This window comes from Mesorhizobium sp. M7A.F.Ca.MR.362.00.0.0 (assembly GCF_004023175.1).
Lineage (GTDB): Bacteria > Pseudomonadota > Alphaproteobacteria > Rhizobiales > Rhizobiaceae > Mesorhizobium.
The window spans coordinates 18,884-23,850 of the sequence record NZ_RZTF01000057.1; the positions used below are offsets into that span (position 1 = coordinate 18,884).

Sequence of the window (4,967 nt, forward strand, 5' to 3'; positions counted from 1 at the left end):
ATTTGCCGCTGGGGCATGGCCAGGAGGATGCCGGAAAAATCTTCCGTTACGATGTCGATGACGGGAAGGAGATCATCTGGGCATCAGAGCGCGACGGGTATGAGCATTTGTATCTTTTCAACGGCCGGACAGGCGCGCTCGAAAACCAGATCACGCGAGGTGAGTGGGTCGTCCGGAGGGTCAACCATGTCGATCCGGTCAAGCGTCAGATCTGGTTCGAGGCGAGCGGGATGAACTCGCAGGAGGACCCCTATTGGGTCCATGCTTACCGCATCGGCTTTGACGGCAAGGGACTGACTGCACTGACGCCCGAACCGGCCAACCACCATATCGAGTTCTCGCCTGACAGGCGCTATTATGTCGATCTCTGGTCACGCATCGATCTGCCCCCGCGCATGGCACTCTACCGCGCCAGCGACAATGCCAAGCTCCAGCAGATCGAGACGGCCGACATTTCTGAGCTCGTCGCCGCAGGCTGGCAGCCGCCGCTCAGTTTCCATTCCAAGGGGCGCGACGGCAAAACTGACATCTGGGGCGTGCTCCACCTGCCAGCCAACTTCGACCCGACGAAGAAATACCCGGTTGTGGAGAATATCTATGCTGGACCCCACGGCTCCTTCGTCCCAAAATCCTTCTCGCGGTGGACAGAGCCGCTCACGCAGCTGGGCTTCGTCGTTGCTCAGATCGACGGCATGGGCACCAACAACCGCTCCCGCGCCTTCCATGATGTTGCTTGGAAGAATCTGAAGGACGCAGGATTTCCCGATCGCATTCTGTGGCACAAGGCGGCGGCCGCGCAATATCCATGGTACGACATATCCAACGTCGGCATTTTTGGCGCATCCGCCGGCGGCCAGAGTGCAGTCAGCGCGCTGCTCTTTCACCCCGATTTCTACAAGGTCGCCGTCGCCAAAAACGGCTGCTTCGACAACAGGATAGACAAGACCTGGTGGAACGAACTTTGGATGGGGTGGCCGGTCGGCATTGAATATTCGCAATCCTCCGCCGTTGACAATGCTCACAGGCTGCAGGGCAAGCTGATGATCGCGGTCGGCGAAATGGATGATAATGTCGATCCGTTTTGCTCGTTCCAGCTTGCCGATCGACTCATCAAGGCAGGAAAAGATTTTGACATGGTCTACGTTCCTGGTGCCAATCACCATACTCTAGGCACCTACACCGAGCGCAAACTCCTAGACTTCTTCGTTCGCAACATTCTCGGTCAGACCCCGCCCGACTGGAACACCAAACCGATCGAGCTGGAATAGCTTGTGGCTCTTGCAATTGTTAGCTCGCCTTATCAGCTGTAATCAGGGCGAGGCGCGAGCAAATCTGCACCGAAGGACGATCGTGGAGTCTAGGACTTGCGCTGCGTATTGAGGATCGGCTCGCCGCGACGTTGGTCTGAGCAAACTGCTTGATAGGCACGCCTGCAGACCGCGTGTGTGCGATTGCAAGATCCCCTATCAGCCTGGTGTGAAGCGTTCAGGGGAAAAGCCGCACCCAACGCCGCTTCCGCTCGCCGTAACGCTACGGCGGTGCGGCCCACCGATCCGCTCGACGAGCATTGGAACACATAGGTCCCCGAACGGACGATTGCCTTGGCAATAGAAGACCCTCGTCGGTCATCGCCGCTGTGGGTGGCAGCCCGTCGGTCTGGAGCTGCCACGATTCTCATCCTCGCGTCACATATGAGCTGAAGCTTTCCGGATCGGGTATCCAATCGGCATCCAGTTGCTCGGCGATATGGTTGAATTCTGCCCTCAGGACAAGAGTGAGTAGAGCAGCCCCGCTACGAAAATCCCATCCTGGTTCGTTTGACGCATCGACTATTCAGATTGATTGGCGTGATACCCGGCGCGGCCGCAACACGCGAGGCCGTCAACCGCTGAGCAGAAAACCAGCCTTCGCCTTCCGCGGCGGCGGACCTCGTCAGCCTCTCGAAAGCTTGCCTGAGTAGGTTGCTCATGTGATCTGTGGAAGTGAGGATAGCGTGCACCCGTACAAACTAGACATTCATCGTGGCAGCTTGGCTGCAGGTGCAGCACGCCGTACCGCACGAGCAAGCGGACAGGCCGGCCAAGCCGGTTTTGAGCAGCACTTGGGCGAACTGCAGGCGGCGGACGAGTTGATGGGTGCGCTAGGCGAGGAGGTCCTCGTCAATGGCTCGCATGGTAAAGGTGAGTTGAGACCAACGAAGAGGCAGAGGATCCAAAGCAATCTGCAGCATGCTGTCACTGAGCGGCAACCAGGTGAGGTTGGCAACTCAGGCGCTCGCGTGATGATGCAACTCCCCACCGATCAGGTGGGTACATCGGAACGGGAGGCGCAACTTGTGATGCAGGGGGACGAGCACGAATACACCCCAGCACCGCATCTCGACGGGTCGATGCCCTCGACAGTGCAGCCGGATCGTCCAATTGTGGTCCCCGACGGTGCCGACAAGCGTCCTGTTTATTCCAACGATGCCACCGCCATCGAAGGGCTGAAGTCAGCACTCCTTGCGGGTAAAGCCAGGCCGGACACGGTCACTCGCAGCACAAATTCTCTTTTCGGCTTTAGTCGTTGGCTCTTTCAAAACAACAAGCCAGGGCTTGCTGCTCGGCTTTACCATCCGTCGCTGAGCCAGGATCTCGAGGAGTACGAGAGTAGGGGTGGTTCCTCCACCGTGGCTGGCGCACTGCGTCAATTGATGAAGTCGATGGGCGGAGCCGGCCCGATTGTGGGTCGCGCTGTCCTGAACCCCCATCCTGACGACGCCGCGCTCACCAGACATTTCAGATCCGCGAGCGGCTACGCAACTGCTCTTAACCATTTCAGTCATTACCTACGTCAAAATGACAAGCTCGGAATTGCGGGTCGCATTTACGATAAATCGCTGGATAAAGATGTTGAGAGCTACAAGGCCGCCTCCTCTAATGGTGGAGCTCCGATCGAATCTGCGCTGGTTTATCTCCGCAAGAACCCGCCGCGCGTTATACTCGGGAATCATCTGGAAAACGCGGTCAGCATGGAGGCTCGTCCCCGTGGCGACGCTGCTCAGCATACCGCACCACAGCAGGGATTCGATTGGCCAGAGGAGCTCCTGCCGGTAGGTTATAAGGAGGGCACCGATCTACCATTGTCTCTCGCCCCAACCGCGCACCAACACCAAGCGCCCGACTTTGGAGAGGCCGTCCCTCACTTGAACTGGCGCCACGGCGACCAGGGCGCCCCGGAGGAGCTGGTAGCTGCACGGGACAGGAGCAGCCCGCTGCCAAGCGAGGCGGTGCCACATAAATCTGGACGGGGACTCGCTACGCAGCCCAGATTGTGGGCGGAGAAATCCGCCTCGCCAGAGCTCTTTCGACGGCGGGCGGAGCAGGCTCTGCCGGCGTCCGCCAGAGGTGTGGAGACATCCTCCGCGGTTGATGAAGCCGCGCAGGCCGCTCGCCAAGCTTTGGCTTGGTTGCAGCAGGAGATGGAGGGGATCGAACCGATGCAGGATCCTCATGAGGTGGCTACACCGGAATGTGAGGCGCAGCTCGTCAGGCAGAGGGATGAGCACGAATCCACCCCAGCACCGCATCCCGGAGGTGGTGGGTCGATGCCCTCGACAGTGCAGCCGGATCGTCCAATTGTAGTCCCCGACGGTGCCGACAAGCGTCCTGTCTATTCCAACGATGCGACCGCTATCGAAGGGCTGAGGGCAGCATTCCACGCGGGTAAGGCCAAAGCGAACACGGTCACTTACAATGTAAATTCTCTTTTCGGCTTTAGTCGGTGGCTCCTTCAAAACAACAAGCCAGGGTTTGCTGCTCGGCTTTACCATTCGTCGCTGGATCAGGATCTCAAGGAGTACGAGAGTACGGGTGGTTCCTCCACCGTGGCTGGCGCACTGCGTTACCTCAAGAAGTCGACAGGCGGAGCCCCGATTATGGCTCGCCCTGTCGTGATCCCCTATCCTGACGATGCCGAGCTCATTAGAAATTACAGAGCCGCTTCGACCAAGGAGTACCTGGCAGCGCCTGCGACCGGACGGAATCCAGATACCGTGGGCGGCTATACAAATTTTCTTAGACATTTTAGTCAGTACCTGCGTCAAAATAACAAGCTTGGGATTGCGGCTCGGATTCACGACAAATCGCTGGATAAAGATGTTGAGAGCTTCAAGGCTGTCTCCTATGGTAATAGGCTAAGTATCAGTTCTGCATTGGCTCACCTCCGGGATATCCTGCCGCGCATTGTGCTCGGGCGCGAAACTGTCCTTTCTGCTCATCCGGCAGACGCAGTCACCAGGCGCGTTGGGGCCGCTGCTGAAGCTGGGCCAGCGGCACCGGCAAGAGCTCCCCAACCCGCCTCGCCAGCAACCGCTAGGCTGCCAGGCACCTACCGCGGCCTTCCACTGGTTGATGTGACCACACTGACTACCAGTTCCTCTGGGGCTCAGATCGGGGCGCTCGATCCGACAGCCCCGTCCAACGTTGCAACGGGGCGGGTGCTCGGCGCCGCCGAATGGCTGAGCGACGCCCATATCCAGAGAGATTACAATTTGCTGGAGGGGCAACTGCAGGGGATCAATCCGGCGCTCGCTGCCCGGACTCGGCTGGTGGATCCTTCCGTATCCCATCTACTGCGACACACGTCGCCGCAAGACGCTCGAGGCATATTGCAGTCCATCTATAATCAAAACAACGCCACAGCCGACTTCCTGTTCTTGCCAGTGAATAATGGCACGGCTACTAGCCCCGGCACCCATTGGTCGCTGCTGCTCGTTGATCGCCGCGACCCGGAAAGGCGGTTCGCCTATCACTACGACTCCCTCCAGCGAGAGGGATATAACGACGTGCCTGCAAAACAGCTCGCAGGACTGCTGAATGCCACCTTGGCGCCAGCCCCCATGGCCAGACAGACGAACCATTATGATTGCGGCGTATTTGTCCTGGAGGGCACGTGGGCGCTGGTTGAACGATTGGTGAAAGGGCAGC

At 58.8% G+C, this 4,967-nt stretch carries 2 protein-coding genes; both read left to right on the top strand.

Annotated elements, in window-relative coordinates:
• On the top strand, positions 1 to 1,268 hold a 1,268-nt coding region (locus tag EOC06_RS42220), incomplete at its 5' end, for a S9 family peptidase (protein ID WP_245469474.1).
• A gap of 833 nt (positions 1,269 to 2,101) precedes the next feature.
• Positions 2,102 to 4,967, top strand: a 2,866-nt coding sequence (locus EOC06_RS10705; RefSeq protein ID WP_245469476.1) for a Ulp1 family isopeptidase, incomplete at its 3' end; no start/stop codon positions are given.